The 22781-nt window shown below is 46.9% G+C and carries 19 protein-coding genes and 1 pseudogene; 3 read left to right on the top strand and 17 right to left on the bottom strand.

The window, feature by feature from the left end:
• Window positions 1-8: 8 nt before the first annotated feature.
• The 7 genes and pseudogenes from DW937_RS11795 to DW937_RS11765 form a co-directional block, all read right to left on the bottom strand.
• Window positions 9-593: pseudogene (locus tag DW937_RS11795) on the bottom strand (phosphoglucosamine mutase); the annotation flags it as partial.
• 221 nt (window positions 594-814) lie between these two features.
• Window positions 815-1804 (bottom strand): Rpn family recombination-promoting nuclease/putative transposase, encoded by a 990-nt coding sequence (locus DW937_RS11790; RefSeq protein WP_243111475.1) that lies wholly within the window; start codon window positions 1802-1804, stop codon window positions 815-817.
• 207 nt (window positions 1805-2011) lie between these two features.
• Window positions 2012-2377 (bottom strand): hypothetical protein, encoded by a 366-nt coding sequence (locus DW937_RS11785; RefSeq protein ID WP_120121030.1) that lies wholly within the window; start codon window positions 2375-2377, stop codon window positions 2012-2014.
• A complete protein-coding gene (locus DW937_RS11780; protein WP_120121029.1) occupies window positions 2374-3198 on the bottom strand; it encodes a hypothetical protein in 825 nt (274 codons plus the stop codon). Before DW937_RS11780 ends, DW937_RS11785 begins: the two co-directional genes overlap by 4 nt.
• A 14-nt stretch (window positions 3199-3212) precedes the next feature.
• A complete protein-coding gene (locus DW937_RS11775; RefSeq protein ID WP_120121028.1) occupies window positions 3213-5063 on the bottom strand; it encodes a recombinase family protein in 1851 nt (616 codons plus the stop codon).
• Window positions 5041-5550, bottom strand: a complete 510-nt coding sequence (locus tag DW937_RS11770; protein WP_120121027.1) for a hypothetical protein — start codon at window positions 5548-5550, stop codon at window positions 5041-5043. Before DW937_RS11770 ends, DW937_RS11775 begins: the two co-directional genes overlap by 23 nt.
• Window positions 5534-6523, bottom strand: a complete 990-nt coding sequence (locus DW937_RS11765) for an AAA family ATPase (protein WP_120121026.1) — start codon at window positions 6521-6523, stop codon at window positions 5534-5536. Before DW937_RS11765 ends, DW937_RS11770 begins: the two co-directional genes overlap by 17 nt.
• A gap of 262 nt (window positions 6524-6785) precedes the next feature.
• Between DW937_RS11765 and DW937_RS11760 the strand changes: the two genes are divergently transcribed.
• A complete protein-coding gene (locus DW937_RS11760) occupies window positions 6786-7127 on the top strand; it encodes a helix-turn-helix domain-containing protein (protein ID WP_165852930.1) in 342 nt (113 codons plus the stop codon).
• 307 nt (window positions 7128-7434) lie between these two features.
• On the opposite strand, the gene DW937_RS11755 is transcribed toward DW937_RS11760, so the two are convergent.
• From DW937_RS11755 to DW937_RS14940, 6 genes are all read right to left on the bottom strand, one after another.
• Window positions 7435-7746, bottom strand: a complete 312-nt coding sequence (locus tag DW937_RS11755; protein ID WP_120121024.1) for a hypothetical protein — start codon at window positions 7744-7746, stop codon at window positions 7435-7437.
• 85 nt (window positions 7747-7831) lie between these two features.
• Window positions 7832-9436, bottom strand: a complete 1605-nt coding sequence (locus tag DW937_RS11750) for a recombinase family protein (protein WP_120121023.1) — start codon at window positions 9434-9436, stop codon at window positions 7832-7834.
• Window positions 9433-11037 carry a recombinase family protein gene (locus tag DW937_RS11745; RefSeq protein ID WP_279221268.1) on the bottom strand — a complete coding sequence of 535 codons (1605 nt, stop codon included), beginning with the start codon at window positions 11035-11037 and terminating at the stop codon, window positions 9433-9435. Before DW937_RS11745 ends, DW937_RS11750 begins: the two co-directional genes overlap by 4 nt.
• 67 nt (window positions 11038-11104) lie before the next feature.
• Complete coding sequence (locus DW937_RS11740; protein WP_120121021.1) at window positions 11105-12637, bottom strand: recombinase family protein; 1533 nt, start codon at window positions 12635-12637, stop codon at window positions 11105-11107.
• Window positions 12634-14295 (bottom strand): recombinase family protein, encoded by a 1662-nt coding sequence (locus DW937_RS11735; protein WP_120121020.1) that lies wholly within the window; start codon window positions 14293-14295, stop codon window positions 12634-12636. Before DW937_RS11735 ends, DW937_RS11740 begins: the two co-directional genes overlap by 4 nt.
• A gap of 156 nt (window positions 14296-14451) precedes the next feature.
• On the bottom strand, window positions 14452-14613 hold the full coding sequence (locus DW937_RS14940; RefSeq protein ID WP_022256728.1) for a hypothetical protein: 162 nt from the start codon (window positions 14611-14613) through the stop codon (window positions 14452-14454).
• 85 nt (window positions 14614-14698) lie between these two features.
• Here DW937_RS14940 and mobC point away from each other — a divergent pair, with 85 nt between their 5' ends.
• Window positions 14699-15397, top strand: coding sequence for a plasmid mobilization relaxosome protein MobC (gene mobC, locus DW937_RS14745; protein ID WP_133300978.1), 699 nt, complete (start codon window positions 14699-14701; stop codon window positions 15395-15397).
• Window positions 15369-16973, top strand: coding sequence for a relaxase/mobilization nuclease domain-containing protein (locus DW937_RS11725; RefSeq protein WP_120121018.1), 1605 nt, complete (start codon window positions 15369-15371; stop codon window positions 16971-16973). Before mobC ends, DW937_RS11725 begins: the two co-directional genes overlap by 29 nt.
• Window positions 16974-17266: 293 nt before the next feature.
• Here the strand turns inward: DW937_RS11725 and DW937_RS11720 are convergent, their stop codons facing one another.
• From DW937_RS11720 to DW937_RS11705, 4 genes are read right to left on the bottom strand one after another with little or no spacing between them, the layout of a single operon-like run.
• Window positions 17267-18073, bottom strand: a complete 807-nt coding sequence (locus DW937_RS11720) for a YodL domain-containing protein (RefSeq protein ID WP_120121017.1) — start codon at window positions 18071-18073, stop codon at window positions 17267-17269.
• Complete coding sequence (locus DW937_RS11715; protein WP_120121016.1) at window positions 18070-18297, bottom strand: transposon-transfer assisting family protein; 228 nt, start codon at window positions 18295-18297, stop codon at window positions 18070-18072. The genes DW937_RS11720 and DW937_RS11715 overlap by 4 nt, the downstream gene beginning before the upstream one ends.
• Complete coding sequence (locus DW937_RS11710) at window positions 18294-22319, bottom strand: DUF3849 domain-containing protein (protein ID WP_120121015.1); 4026 nt, start codon at window positions 22317-22319, stop codon at window positions 18294-18296. Before DW937_RS11710 ends, DW937_RS11715 begins: the two co-directional genes overlap by 4 nt.
• A complete protein-coding gene (locus DW937_RS11705) occupies window positions 22309-22770 on the bottom strand; it encodes an XF1762 family protein (RefSeq protein WP_120121014.1) in 462 nt (153 codons plus the stop codon). Before DW937_RS11705 ends, DW937_RS11710 begins: the two co-directional genes overlap by 11 nt.
• Window positions 22771-22781: the final 11 nt, after the last annotated feature.

Raw genomic sequence — 22781 nt, 5'->3', positions numbered from 1 at the left:
GGCGGCATACGGCCAGTATCGCCCAGTGCCTCAGCAACTATATTCACAGCTTTCTGTACAGCCGGATCATTCTGTGCTGCTTTCTTGTCCGTCACACGGACATTTTCCAACACCTGCGGATAGATTTTCAGTGGTGTCGCCAACTCACTCATCGGCTTCTTCTTAGCCAGCATAACTTCCATCATCTTCAGGCTCGTCAAGATGCCGTCACCAGTGCTGGCGTACTTGCTGAAAATGATATGGCCGCTCTGCTCGCCACCGATACGGCAGCCATTCTTAGCCATGTACTCGTAGACATACTTATCACCAACAGCGGTCTTGGCGTAGCCAATGCCTTGTTCATCGAATGCCTTGTACAGACCAAAGTTGGACATAACGGTAGTAACAACAGTGTTGGTCAGCAGTTTACCACGCTCTTTCATGTAGCAGCCGTAGATATACAGGATATGGTCGCCGGTGATCACATTGCCCTTCTCGTCCACACACAGGCAACGGTCAGCATCGCCGTCAAAGGCAAAGCCGACGTCCAGCCCGTTCTCTACCACGAACTTCTGCAAGCCCTCAATATGCGTAGAACCTGCATTGTTGTTGATATAGCCTCAATCAGGTTTTCCGGCACATCTGCATAATTTGCCAGCAGCTGCTTCGTATCTTTCGGCAGGCAGTAACCGCCGCCCGATGTCAAGTCTTGGACAACTTTTTTCACAAATAAATTTGAAAAATCGCAAAAAAATAAGCCCTACAAGGTTTTCAGTCGGTTCCGAACCGATCTGAGCCTTGTAGGGCTTAACTGTTTTCTCTATATGATTTTATCTTAGACTGCCTGCAGTGGAGTGTTTTCCATCACTTTCTTAAACTGCTCCACTGTCATTTTTGCCTTTTCAGCGGCACGTTCCATTTTTAAATCGCCGTCTCGAACAAGCTGCACCAGCATCCGCATCTCACCAATGCTAATGCCTTCTTCTCTGCCTTCGGCCTTTACGCCCTGACTAAGGTTGCACATAACAAGCACCTCTCTTTCCAGATCTTCGTTCATTGCAACGCCAAATTCTTCTTCAAGAATTTTCTTTTTCTCAGTAGCTGCTCTGGATGAAGAGAGCAGCACATCCATAAATTTCACAATACCTGTATAGTTTTCTGTACCCGACTCTCCCAGACAAATCGTTACAACGCTCATCAAATCATAGTTTTCTGATTTTTCAACAGCATTTCCAATCAACTGCTCTGGCCGAATGGAATAACGAATCAGAGTATTCTGAAACTCTTTAGTTGGATGTGTACAAACCCAGATAGAGTACACTTTTCGGATTTTCCCATACTCTGAGTTCGTGAATATCGGGCCGTGCTGTGCAGAGATCATTCTGCTGCAATAATAGATTGCACGCTTCGTCAAAGGGTACCCCGGATTAAAAGCGGTCTGCGCTTCTACATTGATAATAAGACGTATCACATCTTTCTGTTCAGCAGAACCTTCTGATGCTGGTGCGATTGCATCGAACCGAACATCATAATTGATGGTTCCCTCAGTCAGCGTAGAATCCTCATTATTGCTACCAGCAATTACGTCAGAAGTTTTCTTGGGTCTGTTTGTATCATCAACATGAACGCCAACTGTACCCACTTCTGGAGTTCCTTCGATATACTTCTCTGCAATTTCGTCTACGGAGCAGGCACTGTACTCATTCACGCAGTTCTTCATAATCTGCGCCAGAATCTGTTTGTTGGCCAGCAGCTTCTTGGCAGCCTTATCATAACTCAAATCGTATTCCGTCTGCGTTATCGCATGAGCAAGCTGATTTTCCATCGGCATTCACTTCCTTACAGCAGGGTCAACAGGAGCATATACTATCCCTATTGTGCTTTCATCTTACCATAAAACACCTTGCATATCAAGCAGGCAGATGTAAACTTTTCAGCATAGATTTGTCCATATTGCCCATTCTGATTTGAATTCAGGCCAGCAAAATATTTCAATAGTGCCACACCTGTATTCCAGATTTTTCCGTCTTTTCTAACATTCCCGTTCATCTTTTTCAAGCGATATGATAACTGCGTTTTTCTCAGCTTCATACCTTCCCTTAAACTGATAGTCTTTCCCTGCAGCAAGATCATTTGCCTCTAATAACGCCTGGACGAACTGTACTCCATTGATCCTCATCCGGCACTGTCCGTCGGTCAGCAGCCTGTCCGGGACCTTAAAGGACATTGGATGTTCGGCAGCACATGGCGTAATTGCAATAGACTGCCGATCTTTCCTCTGCAAAATGCAAATATAGGCCGGACTTCCAAGAATACGGATAACATCTTTCCCCACATTCATTCTCCGACTTTCCGCCGGAATCGTCACCAGCAAATTCATAATTCGCTCAGAACTCATGTTGGCATTCCTCTCTCAGCAATCTCACCGCTCTGCTGTTCTATACTTTCAGACTGTTTTGCTAAATCCGGCAGTAATATATTTTCAGAGATTTCGCTTTCTTGGGACATCGACTCTTTTGAAAATGAATCTTCCTCCCGTACTGGCTCATCCAATACTGCTGACCCCTGATATCCAATAAAATCCTCAAACATGTTCATCTGATGATCTGCAATGTAGTCATTATAAGATTTTCCGATGCGATTCCTATAAGTATCCGGGAAGAATTTCATCTGTTTTTTCTTCATTTCGCCAGTAAGCGGGTCCGCATATTCCTGTGGCTTCGGTGTGAACATGATTGCTTCTTCCAAATCAAACAACATACAAAGGCCCTGATCTGAATTAGCCACTCGTCCAAGCACTTTATAACGGCATTCCCGATTCCAGTTCATGAGCCTGAAGATATTTTCTACAAATTCCAATGATGTAATATCCTTATTCACCCAGTTTTCGCCTTTCTGTCGTGCCCATTCAACAGACGCGCTGTCCTCTTCCGGGCACATAATCAACGCAAGCCGCTTCTTATTAGGGTGCAAAATCGGAAGGACATACTTGATTCCTTCAAAAAGCCGAATGCATGCCATATTAAATTTCATAACACCATATTTTATGCTCACTGCAGGTTTATTCAGCATGGAAAACTGGGTGCGCGGCGGAAGTTCATAGCCATCGAACTTTTCGTACTCCAGTTCTCTTTTATGTTCTTTCCGTATCTGTGCAAGTTCACGAATCAAGGAGATTTCCCGAACGCTCAGTTCCTGCGCCCTGCCTTTTTCTTCCATTCTATAAGTTCCTCCTACATCGACATCAAAAGATCATCCAGTTCACGTTGAACTTCATTTTTGCTTGGAATTGCACCAATCATGGGATTTTCTACGACTTGGCCAGATTCCATCACATCATTAACTGTAATGCTCTGAACCCATTTACTCCGATATAACCGGCATTTCAGATTCATCGAACAATTTTCTTGTTCATACTGATTTCTCCCAGTCAAAATCCGGGACTCATCTAATTCAAAAATCAGAAATTTTGCATTTCCCTGACCCCGGCAGATACCACGGCACTGGTAGCGGTAATTCATTTTCCAGTTCAACGTTTGAAAGACAAGCCCAGAAAATGCTCTGGCTGAAAAAACACTATGAACGTCATTGTCATCTCTCCAGTGCATCGCTGTTGAAAAGCCGTGATTGCTCTTTCGCAAAATCACGACCTGCAGAATCGGATGATAGAGCAGTTCCACATACTCGCAGTCGTCCAACCGGCTATGGCAGGCCTTGCTGAAACGGATTCCATTTTTAGAAATCGTCATAACCGGGCTACTCTGGTTGATAAAGCAAGTACCTGAAACCGTCATATATTCAGATTGAAGTGCCTTTCCCAGTGTTGCCCCAGCCCTCATCTCTGCTATATCGTTCAGTTTCATCACCTCTTCCGGCAGATAGGTGCTCAGGCAAAGGCTGCGGATACTTTCAGCATTGATGCCGCTCCAGTTCGGATGGATGCCCACAAAGCCTTTCAATGCTCCCTGCCGGATTACCACAATATCCTGCACCCCGCACTTTTTGCTGCTGGATGCCACAAGATGTGCAGCTCGTGCGATTTCTGGGGAAACAATCGCTTCGTGATGTTCCGGGACATAGGCAGAGCAGCGATTGCCGTTATTCTTCGTGACCTTGCCCAGTTTGTAATCTACCACAATGCTCTTCCTAGCTTCCAGATCACCCCAGCGGCGTTCATTTTTCATGATGTTTGCCACCATCATGCCGTTCCACTCCTGCCTACCGCGCAGGGTGCTGCGCTTTTTCTGTGTCAGCACTGCCGCGATCTGATCGTAGTTATAGCCCTGGATAAACGCCAGAAAAATAAACCGCACCGTCTTTGCTTCTTCCGGCTCAATTACCAACCGTCCATCCTTCGTATGCCGATATCCCATCAGGTCGGCCACCGGGTACTGGCCTGTCATAATACGCTGGTCATACGAAAGGATCATCCGGCGACTCTTGTTGCCCGATTCCCAATCTGCCAGAAGTGCTTGAATGTCCAAACTATATTGGCTGCTTGGATTCAGCGTGTAGATGTTTTCAGTTTCAAAGTACACGCCAATGGGATGTGCCGGGTGCATGGTTTTCAATGCTGCAATCTGCGTCATACAATCCGAAAAATTTCGCGCAAACCGCGAAATGCTGGCACAGATAATCAAGTCCATCTTCTGGTCTTTGGCATCTCGCATCATGCGCTTAAACGCATCCCGTTTCCGCAGTGAAGTACCCGATTTTCCTTCATCGCTGTAAATATCCTGCAAATTCCAGTTTTCCGTTTCTGCAATCTTTTTGGTGTAATATAGAGTCTGGTTTTCAATGGAAGAAATCTGTTCTTCGCTGGAAGTGCTGACACGGGCATAAACCGCCACACGCTTCAGGTCGCTGTCGTAAATCGACGGTGTCGGTTTCGCCGGACGAAAGTAATCTTTTGCCGTTTTCTGCCCCTGTTCTGTCTGCTTATGGATTCTGTCACGAATCTCTGCTTTTCGCCTTTCAGATTCCAGATGTCGGCTCTGCCAGTCTGCCCCACTCGGTAGCACTTCAAGGTTTTCTACCGGAATACACTCTACGTCTTTTGGATTATACTGTCCTTCCACGTTCATTTTTTTCAGCCTTTGTCATTTCATGTTCCAGTCGGATTCTCCACTCAAGATAATCTTTCCTTCGGATCGATGTATATTTTTCAGCCAAATCTTTCAGGCTCTGCCGCTGGTTATCAACGTCAAGAATGGTGTCGATTCTCTGGTCATCATCGTCTGTAACAATATCCACTCGCATCGGCAAGTCAAACAGATATTTCAACAGAAAACAGAAATCACAGGTATTTGCTGCAAGATAGGCCCTTGTCTGCGAGAAAATCAGATTTATGGAACCATTTTTGCAATCTTTGAGCAGATGCACCATTTCCGGGCGTTTATAAATTTCCTTATTCCCTGTGATGTCAATATAAACACCAACCAGCTTTTTATCGCTATCAGTTTTAAACTTTTCAGCATAGTAGGAACTGTGATAGGCTACTGCCGCATCCTTAGAGCGCTCCCACAATTTTGCAAGTTTCACATAGCCGCCAACTTTATACCTGTGGTCCATTCACAGCACCTTCTTCCGGCTGAACACTCCAATACCATCTCCGCTTTTTCTGGTAGCAGTGGATTCCCATTTCTGTTTTTACCATCCGTGCCACTCGTTTGCTGACACCCTCATTGTCCAGACGGCAATAAATTTCATTCGCGCTCATATCGCCTTTTTCAAGAAAATGCTTAATCCAATAGACCGCTTTTTGCTGTTCCGATTCAAATTCGGGTTTTCTATCTGGTTTCTGATTTTCAAAAGATTGCGGCCTGCATTCCAGCCACTGAAAGCCCTTGTCGGCGGAAATGGAAAAGCGGATGTCTTCTGCCGTAGGCGCAAGACTGTTTTTGATTTGATGTACAATTCTTATATCAGGATTCTCTGTATCTCGCTCCACCTGCAGGACGCTTCGTGCTGCTGCCACAACATCAATGCTGCCAAGGCTGCGGTACAGCCCTTTGGAGCCTTCTTTTTTATTAAGGTGACCAATCAAAACAATGGCACAGTCATAGCCAGCAGCCCACATTCCAAGGCGGCGCATCAGTTTTCGTGCCCTGCCTGCGATCTGTAAATCGGAATCACTGCCAAGATAAGCCTGAATCGGGTCGATCACGACCAATCGCGGCCGGAATTCAATGATTGCCTGACGGATGCGTTCATCGTCCAATGTAAGGCCGTTATAAACTTCTTCATTGATGAAAGCAATCTTTCTGCAGTCTGCCCCACAGCGTTCCAGACGGGGCTTTATCGTGTCAGAAACCCCATCCTCGGAGCATTGATAAATCACTTTTTGCGGCGCACTAATTTTGCATCCGTCCGGGGTCCTACCACCCATTGAAAGTTCCGCAATCAGATTCATCATCATGGTGGATTTTCCGTCACCGGGATCACCCTGCAGCAGTGTGATTTTCCCGATTGCGATAAACGGATACCACAACCACCGAACATCTGTTGACTGAACTTCGCTGTACAGTGTCAGCAGCCGTTCCATTTCATTTTCCCCACTTTAGTTTCACAGTTTGATTTCATGCTTTTATTATACGCTTGTCAGATGTTTTTTTCTGTAAGCCACCAGTTTACATGTGCATCGAAATGTAAACCAGTAGTTTACATTTCGCTCTCAGAATACACGACTGCTAGAGGTGTACCCACCAAATTCTGAGCTATGCATTTGGCTTTTTTCTATTGTTATAGTGCTAAAAATCAAAAATAATAGTATTAACTTATGTGGGCATTTGAAAGGAATGTTTTGTATGTCCATTAATTGTATTGCTTTGGGGAAACGAATTTGTTTTTATCGTTTGAAGTTCAATATAACTCAAGAAAAGTTAGCAGCCTTGACCAACTGTAGTCGTGAATATATTGCTTACCTTGAAAGTGGCACTAAGACTCCCAGTTTGCCAACCTTGATTGATCTCGCCAATGTTCTACATATTTCTGTTGATGATTTACTCGTTGACAGTCTTGATTATTCTTTTTCCACTTCTGGTTCTGACTTACACCGACTTCTATTGGATTGTAATCAAACCGAGCAAGAAATCATTATCCGCATGGTGAAAGAATTAAAGGCCACACTTGCCAGTCTCGGAATTTAACATTTTTTCGTAAGAAAAGCGAAAATTGAAACGGCCCGCATAAGCTACAGACGCACCCTCGAATTCTCCTGGGTGCTGTTTGTGGTTTATACGACCCTATGTTTTTGATTGTCGGAACTCAGTATGTACCTTAGACCACTTTTCCGCATAGCCACTCAGTGTCTGGTTAGGACACCACCTACCTATAACTATCACATTCCTGCGGAATGAAACACCCTCATAGTCGAGAAGATACTAATCCTCTCAACTATGAGGGCGTTGCTTTTATTCAAGCAGTTCCAAAGGCGGGTTATCCGGGTCTGGCATCTTATATGTACCATACCTGCCGAAGCATTACTGCCGCCAGTTCCAGAAGTACTACCACGCCGCCGACCACCTGCGGTATCATAAAAATCACAAATCCACCGATCAGCATTTGAAGTGCTTCCATTCCTTGCGACTGATGCATGAGGTACGAAAGAATCGCCGTTGCCAATAGCACACTGCCCAGCAGATAGAAAAACCATGCCGAACAGTGATGCAGAAATACCACAAACCATTTTGCCAGCCACACAGCAAGGATCAGCGGCAGGGTTATCATCACCAGAACCAATTTTAACAGCCATCGAATCGCTTTCATAATGTCCTCTTTCCGGCCGTTTTGTTGCCCATATTATAACACACTCTTTGATGTTACAACATGGACAACTCAGCCTTTTCAAACTTTAACCTGTGTGTAACGCTTTTACAGCATCCTGAATGCTCTGCTCATATTTGAACCGTACCACAATGCGCCCGCCATCATATACAAAGACATTCTCAATGAACGCCGACACCATACTTGCCGTAAGCCGCGTTCCATTTAAAAAGTTTTCTGCCTGCTCTGCCGCTGCGCGCACAGTTCCCGGCACAACGCTCTTGGTTGATTCTTCCACTTTGGATTGTTCAATTTGCTCTTGTACCTCTGAAATTCGTCTATCACACTCCTGCTTTTTCTGCTTGTAAGTATCCAGTAAGAGCGTTCCTGCTGCATATTCCTCATACATCCGCATCTTCTCCCCTTTCAGATTTTTAAGTTCCTGCTCCATCAGAGTTTTGCGGCGGCTTGCCTTTTTGTGGGCTTCCTTCAATCCTTGTTCTTCCTTTTGAATATCTCCATAGAGGACATCAAGCAGGGAGAGTTCCTTTTTAAGTGCTTGAAAAACCGCATTTTCAATGTCACTGACCTGAAAGACTTCGGATGTACATTGAGTTTGCCCCACAAGTTCCAGTCCTTCTCTGCACCAGAATGTTGGAACAGCCTGTTTGAAATTGTGCGCCATCACTCGCCTACAATTTCCGCAGCGAACTTTTCCTTTTAACGGAAAGTCCACGCTGCCCATCAGTACTTTATGGCTGTTACTCTTTATGACAAGCTGCGCTTTTTCAAATTCTTCACGACTTACGATTGCTTCATGGGTTCCCTCTGTAATGTACTGCTGCCCTTTGGGAACTGTCCTGATAATGCTTTTGCCGGAAATCAGTGTTTTGGTTTTGCCCAAAACCATCGCCCCGGTGTACACATACGCCGTGAGGATTTTCCAAACGCGAGAACTATCCCATAAGATCACTGGAGCGATGGTATAGGTCGTTTCCTTGCCGTACATCTTATTTTCTTTGTTATATACGCTCGGAACAGGAACACTTTCATCATTCAGCATCATTGCTATATCTCTTGTTCCCAACCCCAGAATCGCAAGGTCGAAAATACGCCGCACGATTTTTGCTGCTGGCGGGTCGATGATAAATGCGCCCTTTTTGTCCGGGTCGAACTGATAGCCGAACGGTGCAGCAGATGCAGTTGTGATGCCTTTACGCCACTTGACCTGATTTGCAGTCCGCAGTTTCTTTCCTGCATCCCGGCAGTACATCGTGTTCACGAGATTACTGACGACCACATCCATCCCCAGCGTTGTACCTTTATAATTATTGCTATCATAGTTATCATTGATAGCAATGAGCCGGACACCCAGCAGAGGAAAAATCTGCTCCATGTACTCACCCACGCCGATATAATCACGGCCAAAACGGGAAAGGTCTTTCACGATGATAGTATCAATCTTGCCATTGCGCACACCATCCATCATCTGCTGGAATCCAGGTCTGTCAAAATTGCTGCCTGTGTAGCCGTCATCTACAAAATCCATCACAGGCACATTTTGCAAACTTTCTTTGCAGGAGATATACCGCAGGATCAGTTCTTTCTGGTTCTCAATGCTGTTGCTCTTATCCTTGCCATCTTTGCCCAAATCGCCATCAGCCCTTGAAATGCGCTGATACGCTGCAATCATGTTTCTGCACTCTCCTTTCCAAGTTCTGTAAACACATCCTGAAATCCGAAAACAATCCGAATCCGCTTGTCTGCACTTACTTCGATTTTCTGCACAAGGGATTTTACCAACTGAATGTCAAATTCAAAGTTGTCCAGATGTTCTTCCAAATGAGAAGTCATATTCAGGTATTCTTCGATCTGCCGTTCTACTTCCGCTTTTTTGTTTTCTGCTTCCTGCAGCGCAGCCCGTAGACCATCATACTGTCTGGAATAATCTTCCCGAATCAGCTGGTAATCTTCGGAATCCACCACACCAGCCACATAGTCTGCATAAAGCTGTTCCCGCTTCTTGGCCATCTGGCTGACTTTATCGGTCAGGCTCATAATTTCACCCTTTGCCCGGTAAACGGGATTCTGCACATCCTCGATTTTCTGCAATTCTTCCAGCACCTTCCGTTTATCGCTCAGCTGGACAATGAACAAATGCAGCTGATCCATTATCAGGGCTTTCAGCAGTTTTTCTGGAATCTGATGGCCGATGCACTTATCGTCAGCCTGTCTTGCCTTGCAGATGTAATAGCAGACCTTTTTACTTTCTTCCGCTCCATGCGGCAGTCGTTCAAACTCCATCGGTCTGCCGCAGTCTGCGCAAAACACCATTCCTGCAAGGTCATTCTGATATTCTGCCCGAATCTGCTCCGACTTTGCTCTTACTGTCTTGAATACTGCTCGATTCTTGTTCAAGATTTTTTGCACCTTTTCAAAATCATCCCTTGCAATGATGGCCGGATGTGTGTTCTTTGCCACATACCACTGTTCTTTGGGAAGGTCGTGCTTGTCCTGTCCTGCGAATAACTTCTGTGTACTTTTATTGTTGATGGTATCGCCCACATAGGTTTGATTTTCCAAGATGTGCCGGATTGTGGTTACGCCCCACTTTTTACAGGTAAGCACTTCTTTCCCCTCAACCATTTTTCTATGCCACTCTCGTGGAGTCGGAACCTGCAGCAATGTCATTCGTCGAGCAATTTCAAAAATTGGCACACCCATCAGTTCCCACTGGAAAATCAACTGCACATAAAATGCAGCTTCCGGGTCAATTTCATTTCGCTTTGTCACGGAGTTCCGAATATAGCCATACGGAGCATCGTTTCCGACAGCATAGCCTGCTTCTTTTTTGCGCTGCAAGGAAGTCCATATCTTTTTGGATATGTCTTTCGCGTACATTGCGTTGACCATATTCCGAATCGGGAGAGCCAGACTTTCCATATCCTCTTTGCGCGTACTGTCAAAATTATCTGTAACAGCAATCAATCGAATCCCCAAAAATGGGAACACCGTTTCGATATAGTATCCTGCTTCCAGATAGTTGCGGCCAAAGCGTGAGAGGTCTTTCACCACGATGCACTTGATTTTCTTCTGCCGTACATCGTTCATCAGGCGGGTAAATGCAGGCCGCTTGAAATTTGTTCCCGTAAATCCATTGTCGAAGTAGGTATCCACATAGCTCAGTTCCCTGCTGCGGTTGATATAGTCCTGCACCAGTGCGATCTGCGTTTCCATGCTTTCTTCTGTTTCTTCATCCTCAACAGAAAGCCGCCCATAGATTGCCGCAGGCATTTTTGCTTCTTCCAGTTCCGGGAGCAGCACAGAAGCTGCCGCCTGTTCCGGCTGCGGGAGATTTTTTCTACTCTTTCGTGCCACTGTCTGTACCCTCCACTTCTATCCGACTAAGCATCTGTTTCCATTCATCCGTTTTCATGGTCAGGCTGATTTCTACCTGTCCATCGTCCAGTAATGTAACCGTGACCTGCTCGATATACTTTTTCACAAAATTGCGGTCAAGTTCCTCCGGGGTCTTATACTGTGCCATCTGCTGAATCCACGGATTGCGCAGGCTCAACGCCCGTTCCCATACCAGCGTATCTTCCATAATTGCTGTAAGCTGTTCATTCAATTTCCGATGTGCTTCTTCGTAGTCCAGCAGTTCGGCACAATATTGTTCTTTGGTGATTTCATCGGCCATATAACTCTCATACAGCGGCACACGGCGAAACTGTTCCATATTCAGTTCGGCCAGAACGGACTTCATCTGCACCGACTTTTCAGCTCGGACTGCTTCAATCACTTTCCTGCCTGCTCCCTGCTGAATCGCTGCAGCCAGCTTTTCTTCTTCCAGATGTTCCAATTCCAGAGCATCCATCACCTTTTTATAAATGGTAGCTGCCGGAACTTTCAAATTCTTTCCGTTTTCCTTATGTGCACGGCAATGGCGGCAATAGAAAAGTTCTTCCTCCGTTTTCTTATCCTTATGCCAGCATAGTGCGTAGCCGCAAGTGCAGACAATGTGTTTTGCCAGCGGGTTCGGTTTTTTGTAGCTTTTCCGAATGGAGATTTTGTTCTCCCCCTCCCTCATATTGCAAGGGAAAGCATAGAACTGTTCTTTGGTTATGTATGGTTCGTGGCAGTTTTCTGCAATGATCTGGCGGCTTCCATTTGCCGCCGCACCTGTATAAGTCGGATTTCGGAACAAGCAACGCAGCATATCGGTTGTCCACTGGTCGGATTCTGCATCATAAGACTTTCCCAAAATTCTCTTTTTGTGTCTCATTGGGGGTTCAACACCCTGCTCATTTAACCACTTTGCAATGTCACGCATTTTCTGACCGGACGCATATCTGGAAAAAGCCTCGCTTAAATAAGGAGCAACTTCTTCATCCTTTATCATGTTGCTTTCGCCATTCCTGCGGATATAGCCAAATGGAACAGAACTTGTCAACCGGAATCCTGCGCCTTGTTTCCTTCTCCACGCAAACATGATTTCTGCGTGCATCTCACAGCGTTTTGCTTCAAAATAGTCCTCGACTTCTTTTCGGCTGGCTGTTCTGGTGTCCAAGCCCTCATCCAGCACGATCAGGTCGATGCCCGTCGCATAGAGCGTTTCCTTGATTGCCTGTCGTGCCGCCGGGAAATCCGGCCCGCAGTAGTACATGGATGCCACAATAATGCAATCAAATTTTCGCTCTACGCCATCATCGGTCATTTGGTCAAACGCGGTACGCGCCTTTTCATCGTTCTTGCGGTCAAAATACTTTTTCAGCAAATCTAGTTCTTTATGTTCCGCCAGATATGCCGCAATACGCTGATTCTGCTCGGCAATCGCCAGTTCACCTTGATGGTTCTTCCAAGGAAGTGTCCGGGTATAGCTTACACACTTCATACTGCACTTTCCTCCGTTTCTGCTGCCGGAACACTACTGCAATATTCCAGCACATTGCGAATTTCCTGATCGAACCGATACTGAATATGAATATGTTCCTTATCATAGACGGTGATGCTTTCTACCAGTTCCACCAGAACGCGGCGGTTCAGACTTGTCAGGTTTTGGTAGGACTTGAAATCTTCGATCCATGGCAGATGTTCCACATCCAGATTGTTCAGGCAATCCCTCTGGCGGTTCATTTCTGCTTTGGCCTTGCGGATGGTTTCAACCTTTTCATTAAAGGAATGGCTGAATTCCTTATACTCTTCCTTGCTGACAATACCGCCGCTCATATCTTCATAAAGCTGGCGGCGCAAGGTCTGGTATTTCTGTTCTTCCTGCTCCAGCATCTTCAGATGTTCTTCCACAGATTTCAGTCTGCGCTCATTCTTCGGAATCTCATTAATTTCATCGAGCCGATGTTCCAGTCCACTGATCTGCTGGACTTTCCCCTGCAATGCGGCCAGCACCACTTCGGCCAGCTTACTTTCGCTGATAAGATGTGAGGAACAGCCTAAACCATTGTGGTTTGTGACGCAGTGCAGATAAATATATTTCTTTCCATTTTTCGACACCGTGCGCCGCACCATGTTCTGCCCACAACCACCGCAGCGAACGATGCCCGAAAATAGATTTACAGTCTGCTGTCCTTTCGATGCACAGGTGTCCAACTTCAAGACTTCCTGCACAGTATCGAACAGCTTTTGCGGAATGATTGCTTCGTGCATATTGGGAACTCTGATCCAACCGGATTCTTCCACATCCCGAATCTTCTTGATTTTGTAATTGATCTTCTGCCGCCTGCCCTGTACCATCGTTCCAGTGTAGATTTCATTTTTTAGAATCCGAAGCACCTGAATCGCCTGCCACTTTGCATGAGTGCCAGCTTTGAACCCACTGTGATAATTCAGACCACACAGCCGTTTGTACTCGCTGGGAGCCAGCACGTTCTCGCTGTTCAGCTGCTCGGCAATCGCCTGTGCGCTCATTCCTTCCAGTTTTCTGCGGTAGATAGAGCGGACAATATCTGCTGCATACTCGTCTACCACCAGACGGTTTTTGTTCCGTTTGTCTTTGCAGTAGCCGTAGATTGCATAACCGCCGATGAACTCACCTTTGCGCCGTTTCATGTCCAGCTGGCTGCGCACCTTGATGGAAATATCCCTACAGTAGGAATCGTTCAGCAGATTCTTGAACGGAACTACAATGCTGTCCGAATCGCTGCTCTCGGTGTTCGCATTGTCATAGTTGTCGTTGATGGCGATAAAGCGAATCCCCATCATGGGAAAAATCTGTTCCAGATACTTTCCCATCTCAATGTAATTACGACCAAGTCGGGATAAGTCCTTGACGATGATGCAGTTGATTTTGCCGGATTTAATATCCTCCATCATTTGCTTGAAGCCCGGACGTTCAAAATTGGTTCCCGTGTAGCCATCATCAGTGTACTCTTCGACCAAATGCAGTCCTGGCCGTTCTGCAGCAAAATCCCGAATCAGTTCTCTCTGGTTGCCGATGCTGTTGCTCTCGGCCTTGTCGCCATCCTCGATGGACAATCTCAGATAGGCCGCTGCCCGTATGTCTTTATGCTTTTCCTTGTAAAAAAACAAAGCCATTAAACCTCCCGTCTCCACGCATATTGCATGGTAAAATCCAGAAAGTTAATGGCTTTTGATTGCACTATTCACTTAACCCGTCTGTATTTTACCAAGCTGCCGCACAAAAATCAAGCTGCAGCGCACATTTTTCAGAATTCCAAAAATTGTTCTTGTTCAGTGCTTTCCCATGCTCTGCAACAGACAATCCCACAGTTCGCTGCCTTCTGACCGAAATGATTCATATACGGTAATGCCCTTGATGACGGCTTTTCTGTGATGCTTAGGCTCCGTATGCTCCTGCTTGGGCTTTTCGTCAAATCGTTCTTTCTGCTTCATGGAAATCAATCCCCCTTTACTAATATGAATTCAGAAAGGCATTGGGGGATACAGTGTTTGAAAAAAACACAGAAAATTTTGAAAAGTGTATCCTGCATCGGGGCTTCGGATTCATATTTATAGAAGCAGCTTTTTTGATGGGCCTGCGGAATACGGTAAAACGCTGGGGCTTTTTTCTCTCTTAGCGCAAGATTCGCCCATAGCCGCTCAAAACTCACTTTCGTGGTTTTTCCCGGCTGGCAATCTTGATGGGGATTCCGTTCCCCATTCCCACGGTACACACAAAATCTTGGATTTTGGCTATCTGGCTCCACATGAATGTGTTCGCAGCCGAACGCCTACGGCTTATCGGGAGTTGCTCTGCAACTATAAAGTGCAGGAGGATTATGCTATGGCTCGACCAAAGAAAGACGAATCGCTTCATAGGGGGAAACGAGTTTACATCCGTTTCACAGAATTGGAATATGAGCTGGTAGCCGGATACGCTAAAGACGCCGGATACCCGATTGGTACTTTTGTACGCAAACAGGCTCTCCGCGAAAAGCTGGAAGTCAATTATAATATCGTTGCCGATCTGGGAGAAATTCAGAATTTGACGGTGCAGGCCGCAGGCATCGGGAACAATCTCAACCAGATTGCCCGCTTTTTTCACGGCGGCGGTCTGGCATCACGCGGAATGTTAGAAGAACTGAAAAAGTGCATTGCGGAAATCCGTGAACTACGGCAGGAAATCGTTCAGCTTGGAGGTGTATATCGTGGCAATTCTAAAACACATCGCAAGTAAAAATGCCAATTATGGGAGTGCCATCGACTATCTTAAATACCAGCACGACGAGTTTCATCTGGTTCCAGTTCTGGATGAAAGTGGGAATATGCTGCTTCGGGAAGAATTTTATCTTGACGGTTTGAACTGCCATCCCGAAACCTTCGACCTTGAATGTGAACTGTTAAACCAGCAGCACCATAAGAACAACACCTATGATGAAATCAAAAGCCACCACTACATTATCAGCCATGACCCCAGAGATAACGCCGACCACGATCTAACAGGAGAATGTGCACAGGCCATCGGGCTGGAATACGCAAAAGCTAATTTTCCAGGGCATCAGGCTTTGGTCTGCACCCATACAGATGGCAATAACGGAACAGGCAACATCCATACCCACATCATAATCAACAGCCTGCGCAAATTCGATATAGAGCCTCAGACCTACACCGAACGGCCAATCGACTGCAAGGCTGGATACAAGCACCACCTTACCAAAGACTATTTGAAGCACCTGCAAAAATCTTTGATGGATATTTGCCAGCGCGAAGGGCTGCATCAGGTCGATCTGCTCTCCCCTGCTGCGGATAAAATCACACAGCAGGAGTACCATGCGCAGCGGCGTGGGCAGCTGAATCTGGACATTACAAACATGGAACTTCTGGGCGATGGCATCACCCCCATGCACACTACCTTTGAAACAAACAAAGAAAAATTCCGCAATGCCATTTCTGACATTGCGGAACGTGCCACATCTTTTGAGGAATTTCAACGGTTATTAAAAGCGGAATACGGAATTTTGGTAAAAGACCATCGTGGACGATTCAGCTATCTTCCTGCTGACCGACAGAAATTTATTTCTGCCCGCGCTCTCGGTTCTAATTATGACCGCGACAGGCTTCTCCGCATTTTTGCAGAAAATGCGCAGAACAAAGAACGGAACAATCCTCATTGGGCAGCAGATGATCCTATGGCTATTTTGTTCATTAAGTCTGACCTGCGCCTTGTGGTTGACTTGCAGACCTGCGTAAAAGCACAGCAGAGCCGCGCCTATGCGCAGAAAGTCAAGATTTCCAATTTGCAGCAGATGGCACGAACAGTCGCTTATGTGCAGGAACATGGATACGATTCTTACGAAAAACTCTCCGATACCACTAACGCCATTCAATCTAAAATGGCAAAAGCCCGAAGTGATGCCAAATTCACCGAAGCAAAATTGAAAAAAGTCAATGAGCAGATTCGTTATTTAGGCCAGTATCTTTCTACAAAATCAGTCTATGGTGATTTCTTGAAATCCGGCAATAAGAAATCTTTCCGTCAGGCTCATGCAGAGGATATTGCCAAATATGAAGAAGCCCTCCGCATCCTAAAGCAGCACTCCCCAGATGGAAGGTTCCCGACCATGAAAGACCTCCGGGCTGAAAAGGAGCAGCTTACCATTCAGAAAGATGCCCAGTATGACACCTACCACTATTTCAAAGATTACCACAGGGAACTCCAGACTGTATGTGCCAATGTAGATAACATTCTGGGAACAGAACGAGAAGCACGGCGCGAACAGCAGCAATCCCGAAAGAACGAACACTCTCTATAAAACAAAAAGCCAGCCCTGGTCTTTCCTGCGAAAGACTAGGGCTGACCCTTTTCTACCATATTACTCTTACTTTGTTTAATCAATCCAACGAATAGGATACCCTTGTGCTTGAAGCTGCTCAACATAGGTGCTTCTGTATGTAGAATCCTCAATTTTCTCCATTACCCACTTTGGTATCAGAATCAAATCGTATACGCTGAGGACTCCATCAGATGGATAGCTTTTCTGGCTCAACTCGTGCATAAAAGATGGCCTCCTTTTTGGGGAAGCCATCTCAACGATATTACGGTATTTTAACTTTTTCGGCTTCTTTCCTGTTCCTGCTGCGGCGTATTGTCTTTTTGTCGCCGCTCAGCCTGCTTAATATGCAGCCGATCAAGCACCGACCACCTGCCGCCAATGCGCCGGGGCTTTTTTGGTACATTGTTGACGCAGCCATCTATCATATTGTAGTTTTGCTCTGTGCCAGATTCTTTGGCGCGTTCCGCTGTACCGTTTTCAAAGAACTTCTGGTGGTGCAGCAGTTCAGGCTTTGGGCCTTGTAAAAAAGCACGCATCTTTCTGGTAGCTTCTCCATCGAAACCTAAAACTGTCTGCGTCACAAAGGCTCCACTCTCGTGAAGAATAATGCTCGGCGGTGGATTCTTTGTTTGTTCACTTCTCATCTGAACAAACCGCTGACCATCGACCTCCACTTCATCCGATACCAGCCATGTGCCTTTTTGTCCTGCCACCTGATAGCCGCCCTCATCAAGAATCAGGTATGTGCCACTCTGGGGCTTTGGGAAAAAGCCGTTGAATCTCACCAACCTATCCTTATCAACATAGAAAAAAGATGTTCTGCCTGCCTCAGTCAATCCGATTACATCACTGACCCCAAATTTTCTAATTTTGAATTTGTCCGGGTTAATTCTTTCCATCTTTTTACGAATCGCTTCCGCGCCCATTCCTCTCGTAGCCGTACCAGAATAGCCTGTACCATAATTATCTGCGGTTATCATAAAACCATGCTGAATCTGGTATTCATAGCTACGGCAGCGATACTCACGGTTTTTCTCAGAATTGTCGATCTGATAGATTACAAACACATCTGAACTCATTTTCCTGCATCATCCTCCGGCCTATGCCATTCCAGTTCCAGCCCCTTGAACTGTTGCTCATTCAACTGCTGCATCTTCGGGATGGTCTGCTGAACCAGCGCAGCCATCTCCGCATCCTCTGCCACAAGCAGCTGGACCTCCGTCAACACCTGAATCGTATCTTTGAGCGTCGGCTGCTCAAACATCGCCATCAGCATCAATTCCAGTTCATCAAAACGCATCATAACTCAATATCTCCTCTCTTTTTGCCTTTCTGCGGTTTGGGCTGCTCCTGTGCAAGCTGCTCCTGCTTTTTGGCTTTCAGACTGCGCAGGGCATCCAGAACAGACTTTTTCGTGTTGCTGCGTTCCTGCTCTTTACTCTGCTGCCGTGCTACCATCAGTTTTTCCATATCGGAAATAGCCTGCTGCACCAGCTTATCATCCCTGAAGTAGTTGATGGAGTTGATGTTCTCACGCTGCACTTTGTCGTTCACGACCAGCTCATACATTCCAACAAAGCCGCCATCTTCCTCGATGCAGAATCCAATGCACTTGTCAGCATTCATCCGTTCGGACGGAATCTTGTCATAGGCTTCCAAGGCTTCTTCCATGGTCAGATGGTCGTGGAACTCTCCCGCAAACGTAAACTCCAAACACTCCGCAACATAAAAGCTGAGCGTTTCTTCCGGCGCAGGTCTTTCTGCGGCGAGTTTTTCTTTCAAAACCTCTGCCTGCTGCTCTGCCACCATATCGGCTTGTTCCCGCAGTTCTGCCGCGTCCATGATCCTGCCCTGTGCTGCATCGCAGCCGAACTCTGCCAGCAGCTCCGTCATAGCATCCTGCACAGACTTATCTCCGTCCGTTTCGAGAATGCCGCCATCCCGTTCCGTGAAGTCCTTATTATATAAGGTATAGTCGAAGCCATCGTCACAGGTCTGAATGTGAAAATAGGCATCCGGCAATTCGTAGGCCAGTTCCACATCCTGCACGGCTAAGGTCCCCTGTAACAGCTGGACAACATGATTCTGGATATACGGGTTATCCCAGCCCGGAACCGTTTTATAATCCTCTACGATGGTGTCAATGCCGTTCCTGCACTGCAAAACATCCAGTGAACCCGGCAGAGGATTAGGATTTTTCTCCACGCCCAAGGCTTTCATGTAATGGTTCGGAAGGGCCTGATACTGTGACATTGCATCATCCAGATTGCCGAACCGCTCAATTTTCAAAGGCGCGTCCTGCAAATTTTCGACCACATAGAACTGCTTTACAAAAGGCTGCTCCCGTGTTTTCTGTGCTTCCAGTTCTCCCCTGAACATCGTTACAAAGCCATCCAGAATAGCCGGGTGGCTGTCAACCACCCAATCCGTGCGGAAGGTCATGCGGTCTGCATTATGCTCCGGGGTGCTGACCTGCTCTGCCCATTCCTTATTGCCGGGAGAAAAGCGGCCATCGTAGCTTTTATGGTGCAGAGTGTTCGCCAGGATGTAGCCCACACGCTCCATGCCGTACTGCCGCACCACCTGATTGACTGCATCATCGCCAAGGTACATTCCGTCATAATTGTCCGCAATCGCTTCATGGATTGCCTGCTTGCACTCGCTGTTCAGCCGATAGGATGTACGGTACAAATCCACCTCGTCATTTTCTTTGGCATAGCTGAACGGCTCGTAGTAGACAGGCACATCCGAATAATCCTGTGCGCTGTTGTCCGGCACAGGCACAGCCTTTTCAATGATCTCCGATACCACATCTTCTTTTTTCGGCATATTCCATTTTTCAGAGAAATATTTCTGCACGGCCTCCTGAAAATCTTCATCGAAGCCGTTCCACAAATCCTCCGCTACCAACTTGCCCCACTCATTGACTGCAACACAAGCCGCCATGTCGCCGTGTTCCTCATGCTCCAGCAGGAAGAACTTCTCGCCGCCAATCTCCGTTTCATCAATAGCGTACCATGTGCCGATATGCCCCTCGACTGCGATATGGTCGGAATCGCCGTGGATCAGTCCATTTCTTTTCTGCTGCTGTTCCTCCATGAACTCTCGCACGGTCAACTCTGCGCCTGTGAAGTTCAGTCCTTCCTCGCCAAGTTCCAGCCGCCCCTCCGCGCCAAGGTCAAGTTCTTCGGCCATCAGGACAGATGCCGCATGGTTCACCACCACAGTTTTCTCCACTGTAATGGGCTGGCCTGGGTCGTAGTCCGAACCGCGCAGATCATAGCGATATAAGCCCTCCGGCACATCTTCATCCCGCAGTCGACCATTACTGAAAAGACCCGGCTTATCAAAGATTTCGATTTCCTGCAGTTCTTCGTTCAAAAGGTTTTCTTTCTGCAAATCCAGATTCCTTTCCTTGAAAAAATCCGGCAGTTCTGCAAATCCAATGCTGTCCACATAGTAGGCTTTGACTGTACTGCCATCATTGAGTACCACCACATCACTGACCGACAGCGAATGTCCCGTAAAGTCTGCCGGACGCTGGATATTAAACCGTTCATAAATGCCATCCAGCGTGTCCTTTTCCGTAAGCGGTGCGGCATAGATCAGGTCATAATCTGCACGGGCAACCGTCATGCCTTTCTTCTCCACATAGTCAAGTCCCATGAAACGATAGTTATGTTCCGGGTCACGCCCTGTGATCTGATAAATACCGAACTGTTTTTCACTGCTCTGCAGCAAAGATTCTTCTCGGCTCTTCTCCAGTTCTAGTTCTGCCGTTGCGATCTGGAACACATCACTTCCGCGCTCGATTTCTGCGCGTTCCGTGACAATCGTTGGCCGCAGACTTGTGCGGACTAAGTAGATCTGCTTTCCCTCATCGTACAGCTGCAGGGCTTGTTCTCTGGTGATGGGCGAAAACGGGAACTGCGGATATGTAAAATCATCTTCCAGATAACTTTCCTGCTGTTCCAGCAGAATACTCTGCCATACATCTGTTCGGATGCCGAAAATACCGTCATGCTGTGCGATTTGCTCCTTGCTGGCAAACTCGCCTGCCGTACCATCCGAAAACAGAGGATAAATTTTCTCGCCAGCCCGATGCCATTCCAGCGCAGCGTCTTTCATCAGCGGCAGCATATCATCCTTCCGATAACCATAGTCGTGCATCTCCGAAAGGCCAATCATTCTATCCGGCAGATTTTCGATTTTCTCCTGTGCTTCGTACATCAGGCGGTTGGCTTCTTCTTTGTCATCCTCGGTCAGTGCAGCCGCCAGACCATTCACCAGTTCTTCCGTTGCAGCCCGGTCATCCAGCTTGAAAGCAAAATTCGCGATGAGGTTTCGCTGCTCATCATCGAAAATCGTTTTTCCCTGCTCCTTTTCGGTAATCAACTTTTCCGCATACTGCATCGCAGTCATACGCTCTGCGCTCCTTTCCGCGACTGCCGCTTCCAGCTTTTCCAGAAAGTCGGCTGCGGTCAATCGAATCGTATCCATCGAATCTTTCAGTTCCTTCATCTCCTTGCCGCTGGCCCAGCTTGCTACATAAGGAAATGAATAATCGGACGTATCAATGCCCAAAGCCGAGCAGACCGTAAATGCAATACTTTCGGCTTCGGTTTCTTTCGTGAGCCTGTCTTTTTCTTCCCCGCGCTGTTTCATTAAATCACTATTATGCAGCATCGCATGAGCGACCTCGTGGATCATCGTTTTTATGGTCTGGCTCTCGCCCATGCCGACCTGAATGCAGATTTCTTTGTCTGCATCACTATAATAGCCTTTAGCCTCTCCTTCGATTTCATCAAATCGCATCGGCACAGGTGATACCTGCTCAATTGCCGCTGTAAGCAAAGCGTAATCTTTGACACTGGCCGTCAGTTCGTTCACTTCCAACGACGGAATCGGTTCACCATCGGTCTGCGAAACATCAAAAACCGTCGTCACTCGGAAGCGCGGAACCACATACTCCACACGTTCAATTTCCGGCTCGCCATTTTCGTTCAGCACAACCAGACCCGTATCCTTGTCGATTTTCTCTCGCTCCTCGACTTCCTTAATGGGAGCTGGAGCGATGATCTGGATGCCCTTTTCGCCTTTTTTAACGTAGCGGTTAAACTTGTTTTTCCATGCGTTGAACCCTGCCACCAGTGTGGCATCAGGCCGCTGCATAGCGATCAGCAGCGTATTGTTGAAACTGTAATTGTGGAATTTTGCCATCGTGCGCAGATACGTCGTGTACATTTCCGATGTAAAAATGTCCTTTACGCCCTGCTCCAGCCGTTCCGTGATTTCTTTCATCTGCTGTTTGCGGTCAACTGCCATGCAACCCCTCCTTTTTCTTGACCCATCGTGTTTTCATCTGGCGCGGATATTGGTCAGCCTGTTTCGGTGCTTTTACGCCGTTCCACTCCAATCCCCCGGCCTTGCCCTCACAGGTGTACCCGGCAGCTTTCAGGGATGCTCCATTTTCCGTATCCAGAATGTAGGTAATAACTCTGTTGTAACCAATTGCCCGTGCTGCGCGGTATGCCGCCGCATACAGGATGCTGCAGGCGTTTGGTGTTCCATCTGTACACAGACGGTTGACCTCCAGCGTATAGCCGTCATCCAACCGCCGCGCCACAGGTCTGCCGCAGATAGCAACGCCCACCAATGCGCCATTCTCCGATACGCCGATGGAGAACTTATGCCCTCGTGTCGGCTTATGGTGACGGTGATACTGCTGCACAAATGCGTTTGCCGTTTTCAGGTTGATCGGTGTTAATGTCAGCAAATGCCCTCCTT

It is taken from the genome of Faecalibacterium sp. AM43-5AT, assembly GCF_003603345.1.
Taxonomy (GTDB): domain Bacteria; phylum Bacillota; class Clostridia; order Oscillospirales; family Ruminococcaceae; genus Faecalibacterium; species Faecalibacterium taiwanense.
The sequence above is the reverse complement of the archived record's forward strand: the minus strand, read 5'-3'. Positions and strand labels throughout refer to the sequence as shown.

Excerpts from the sequence above, each read along its gene's own strand:
- DW937_RS11790 (WP_243111475.1), bottom strand. The coding sequence starts at position 1,804 with ATGGAAAATCAGCTTGCTCATGCGATAACGCAGACGGAATACGATTTG.
- DW937_RS11785 (WP_120121030.1), bottom strand. The coding sequence starts at position 2,377 with ATGAGTTCTGAGCGAATTATGAATTTGCTGGTGACGATTCCGGCGGAA.
- DW937_RS11780 (WP_120121029.1), bottom strand. The coding sequence starts at position 3,198 with ATGGAAGAAAAAGGCAGGGCGCAGGAACTGAGCGTTCGGGAAATCTCC.
- DW937_RS11775 (WP_120121028.1), bottom strand. The coding sequence starts at position 5,063 with ATGAACGTGGAAGGACAGTATAATCCAAAAGACGTAGAGTGTATTCCG.
- DW937_RS11770 (WP_120121027.1), bottom strand. The coding sequence starts at position 5,550 with ATGGACCACAGGTATAAAGTTGGCGGCTATGTGAAACTTGCAAAATTG.
- DW937_RS11765 (WP_120121026.1), bottom strand. The coding sequence starts at position 6,523 with ATGGAACGGCTGCTGACACTGTACAGCGAAGTTCAGTCAACAGATGTT.
- DW937_RS11760 (WP_165852930.1), top strand. The coding sequence starts at position 6,786 with ATGTCCATTAATTGTATTGCTTTGGGGAAACGAATTTGTTTTTATCGT.
- DW937_RS11755 (WP_120121024.1), bottom strand. The coding sequence starts at position 7,746 with ATGAAAGCGATTCGATGGCTGTTAAAATTGGTTCTGGTGATGATAACC.
- DW937_RS11750 (WP_120121023.1), bottom strand. The coding sequence starts at position 9,436 with ATGATTGCAGCGTATCAGCGCATTTCAAGGGCTGATGGCGATTTGGGC.
- DW937_RS11745 (WP_279221268.1), bottom strand. The coding sequence starts at position 11,037 with ATGCCTGCGGCAATCTATGGGCGGCTTTCTGTTGAGGATGAAGAAACA.
- DW937_RS11740 (WP_120121021.1), bottom strand. The coding sequence starts at position 12,637 with ATGAAGTGTGTAAGCTATACCCGGACACTTCCTTGGAAGAACCATCAA.
- DW937_RS11735 (WP_120121020.1), bottom strand. The coding sequence starts at position 14,295 with ATGGCTTTGTTTTTTTACAAGGAAAAGCATAAAGACATACGGGCAGCG.
- DW937_RS14940 (WP_022256728.1), bottom strand. The coding sequence starts at position 14,613 with ATGAAGCAGAAAGAACGATTTGACGAAAAGCCCAAGCAGGAGCATACG.
- DW937_RS11720 (WP_120121017.1), bottom strand. The coding sequence starts at position 18,073 with ATGAGTTCAGATGTGTTTGTAATCTATCAGATCGACAATTCTGAGAAA.
- DW937_RS11715 (WP_120121016.1), bottom strand. The coding sequence starts at position 18,297 with ATGATGCGTTTTGATGAACTGGAATTGATGCTGATGGCGATGTTTGAG.
- DW937_RS11710 (WP_120121015.1), bottom strand. The coding sequence starts at position 22,319 with ATGGCAGTTGACCGCAAACAGCAGATGAAAGAAATCACGGAACGGCTG.